The sequence below is a fragment of the Phytoactinopolyspora endophytica genome, assembly GCF_004138495.1.
Taxonomy (GTDB): Bacteria; Actinomycetota; Actinomycetes; order Jiangellales; family Jiangellaceae; genus Phytoactinopolyspora; species Phytoactinopolyspora endophytica.
Window position 1 is genome coordinate 326,630 of sequence record NZ_ML142856.1, and the last position, 806, is coordinate 327,435.

The 806-nt window shown below is 69.0% G+C and carries 1 protein-coding gene and 1 pseudogene; both read right to left on the reverse strand.

Annotated features, from left to right (window positions below; translation table 11 throughout):
* The coding region (locus ELR45_RS38255; RefSeq protein WP_205856797.1) for an FAD-dependent monooxygenase at nucleotides 1-367 on the reverse strand (367 nt) is incomplete at its 3' end.
* Nucleotide 368: 1 nt separating this feature from the next.
* Nucleotides 369-806: pseudogene (locus tag ELR45_RS38260) on the reverse strand (MBL fold metallo-hydrolase); the annotation flags it as partial.

Consider the following 806-nt stretch of genomic DNA (forward strand, 5'->3'; position numbering starts at 1 on the left):
CCGCGATCCGCTCGTCCAGGATCTGCTCGGTGCGCGCCTGCGAGATGTTCACGAAGGGCGGCAGCGGTGAGCGGCCCCGGTCGGCAAACGACCAGGAGAACAGTTCATGCTCGCGGTAGAACGTGCGCGCGGTCGTCCAGGTCAGGCCCTCCTGCGCGATCCGTTCGGCGCCGACGGCTGCCCACACGTCCAGCACGTCCCGTTGCTGGCAGATCGCCTTCGACCCGACTGCGTCGCGTTCCGGGCGGGCGTCGAGCAGCAGCACCGGAAGGCCCCAGCGGGCCAACAGCAGAGCCGCGGTCTGTCCCACCGGGCCGTTGCCGACCACCACCACAGGCGGGCCGCCGTAGCGAGGAACCACACCCATCTCACTCACCCTGCAACTGTTTCCAGACCTCACGGTCGCGCTGCGCGGTCCACACCCGCGGCCAGTCGATGCCGTCCAACTCGTCCCACAACCGGGACACATCGAACGGCAGACAGTGCTCGAAGATCGGCCATGTCCCGTACTGCGGCGCCAGCGCCGCATGAGTGGCCTGGAACGCCTCCTTAAGCGTCCCGCCACGGGCGTGCACCGAACCGACCTTCTCTAGCATGACCCGCAGGAATTCGCGGGTCTGTTCGATCGCCGCGTCCACCGCAGCCCGACCCCGTGGCACCGCACCCCGCCCGCCGACCAGCGACTCCGCTTCGAACGCCTTCACCCGGTCCAGCGTGCTCGTCGACCAGTCGGCGTGGAAGGCGTCACCTGTGTACAGAGCGGCCTGCGCCTCCACCAAGTCGCCGGCGAACAGGATCCGCTGCTC